Consider the following 2,664-nt stretch of genomic DNA (forward strand, 5'->3'; position numbering starts at 1 on the left):
GCTACGCGCAGGCCATCCTGAAGCATGCCGACGATGCGCACGATGCGGTCACCAGCTGCTCGACCGAGCCGACCGGGCACGTCGGCATCGGCATTCCGCTGTGCATGGTCGCGTCGCTCGGGCTGCCCATCTTCAACGAGGTCCGCACGCGCTATCCGGCGATCCGCCTGCAGATCTACGAGGAGCTGAGCGGCACGGTGCTCGAATGGGTCAAGAGCGGCCGGCTGATGCTCGGCATCGCGTTCGACGACGGCAACCTCGAAGGGCTCGACACGGTGCGCGTGATGGAGGAGCGGCTGTTCCTCGTCGTGAACCCGAAGTCGCGGCTGGCGCGCCGCAAGGTCATCACGCTGCGCGAGCTGCAGGGCATCGACCTGGTGCTGCCCGGGCTGGAGCAGGGGGTGCGGCACCGCGTCGAGCGCGTGATGATGCGCGAGGGCCTGTCGCCGCCGGCGGTCATCGCCGAGATGAATTCGCTGGCGCTGCTGAAGCAGGCGGTCGCGGCCAACATCGCCGCGACGATCCTCTCGTGGCCCAGCATCGAGACCGAGGTGCTGCAGAAGAAGCTCGCGGTGGTCGAGATCACCCGGCCTTCGATCACGCGCACGGTGTCGGTGTGCGCCACCACCGTCGTCAAGCAGACGCGGGCCGCCGAATGCGTGCTGGCGGCTGCCACCATGGCCATCCGACATGCAGTGCGCAACGCGGCGTGGCGCGGCGTGCGTTTGCTGAGCGCGAGCGCATGACACGCATGGCTGCAAGAAATTTCATCCCCGCAGTTCTTACCGCAGCGCCGGCCAACAGGCGCCACATCCACCGTCTCAGAGAGGACCACCATGATCGACCTTGCGAACACCGCCACTGACTTTGCGAACCCCGTCGTCCCCGCCTCGACGGGCGCGCCGATGGCCTTGATCGATGCCTTGCGCCACACCTTCGGCCTGCGCTTCAAGCTCGGCCGCCTGATGCGCGAGCAGCACGGCCGCGAGCCGTCGGCGATCGACATGACGATGCCGGACGGCGTCGTCTTCGCCCACACGACCGAAGAGGTGGCCGAGGTGGTCCGGCTGTGCGCGCTGCACCGGGTCGCGGTGACAGCCTTCGGCGTGTTCTCGTCGCTCGAGCGGCATGTGCTCGGCCATGCGGGCGGCATCTCGATCGACCTGTCCGAGATGGACGAGGTGCTGACGATCAATGCGCAGGACCTGACCGCGACGGTGCAGGCCGGCGTCACCCGCTCGCAGCTGAATGCCGACGTGAAGGACACCGGCCTGTTCTTTCCGATCGATCCGGGCTCGAAGGCATCGTTGGGCGGCATGGCGGCGACGCGTGCCGGCGGCACCAGCGCGGTGCGCTACGGCACGATGCGCGAGAACGTGCTGGCGCTCACCGTCGTGACGGCCGAGGGCAAGATCATCCGCACCGCGCGCCGGGCCAAGAAGTCGTCGGCCGGCTACGACCTGACGCGCATCTTCGTCGGCAGCGAGGGCACGCTGGGCATCATCACCGAGGTGACGGTGCGGTTGTACCCGCGGCCCGAGGCGATCGCGACCGCGGTGTGCACCTTCGCCGATGCGCGCAACGCGGTCGACACGGTGATCCAGACCATCCAGACCGGCGTGCCGCTCGCGCGTGCGGAGTTCATGGATGCGCTGGCGCTGCGCGCCGTCAACCTGCACACCGAAACGTCGTACCAGGAGCGGCCGACGCTGTTCCTCGAATTCCACGGCACGGCGGCCGGCGTGGTCGAGCAGGCCGAGATCGTGCGCGACATCGCGCGCGAGTACGGCGGTGACGACTACGACTGGGCCGACCAGCCTGAAGACCGTTCGCGGCTGTGGAGCGCCCGCCACACGGCCTTCAACGCCTGCGAGCTGCTGCGGCCGGGCTGGCGCACCTTCACGACCGATGCCTGCGTGCCCTTGTCGCGGCTGGCGCAGTGCATCGAGGAGACCATCGAGGACACGCGGCGTTCATCGCTGCTGTGCCCGCTGTTCGGCCATGTGGGCGACGGGCACCTGCTGTGCATCCTCATTGCCGACCCCGACAACCCGCTCGAGATGGCCGAGGCCGAGCGCCTGAACCAGCGGATGATCAGCCGCGCGATGCGCATGGAAGGCACCTGCACCGCCGAGCACGGCATCGGCGGGCACAAGGTGGTGCTGCTGACGGAAGAGTTCGACGCCAACGCTTTGCAGCTGATGCGCCAGCTGAAGCGGGCGTGGGATCCGCTGAACATCCTGAATCCCGGCAAGGTGATCGGGGTGCAGGACTGACAAGCGGGCAGTGCATGCGGACCAGCAGGTCCGCCGAGCCCATCGATCCCCCAGGGAGGAGCCCTTGCATTCATCGCACCATGTTGCCGTGGTGAGGCGCGGCGTTGCCGTGCCTCGGACGGTCTCGAGTTTCATCTTCAAGCTCTGGCTGCTGGCCTGCGCGACATCTGCCATTGCGCAGTCGCCGGCCCAGCCTACGGCCGACCCGTTCAACTACGCACGCACGACGAGCTTCACCTACCGTCCCGACGGTCTCGTGGAGACCGAGACGATCGAGCCCGGCAACCCGCAGCTGTGCGTGGTGACGCGGTTCCGCTACGACGCGCGGGGCAACCGCACCGGCACGCAGGTGTCCAACTGCAGCGGCGCCACCGGCGACGCCGTGTTC

The 2,664-nt window shown here is 68.2% G+C and carries 3 protein-coding genes; all 3 read left to right on the plus strand.

The annotated features are described in order from the left end of the window. Positions 1 to 746: LysR substrate-binding domain-containing protein (locus AC1D12_RS30460; RefSeq protein WP_477844969.1), on the plus strand; the 746-nt coding region annotated here is incomplete at its 5' end. A gap of 159 nt (positions 747 to 905) precedes the next feature. Further along, positions 906 to 2,276, plus strand: a complete 1,371-nt coding sequence (locus AC1D12_RS30465) for an FAD-binding oxidoreductase (protein WP_477844971.1) — start codon at positions 906 to 908, stop codon at positions 2,274 to 2,276. A 109-nt stretch (positions 2,277 to 2,385) separates the two neighbouring features. Next, positions 2,386 to 2,664 (plus strand): hypothetical protein (locus AC1D12_RS30470; RefSeq protein WP_477844970.1); only part of this gene is annotated, 279 nt, incomplete at its 3' end.

Source organism: Rhizobacter sp. P1_G5, from assembly GCF_056405435.1.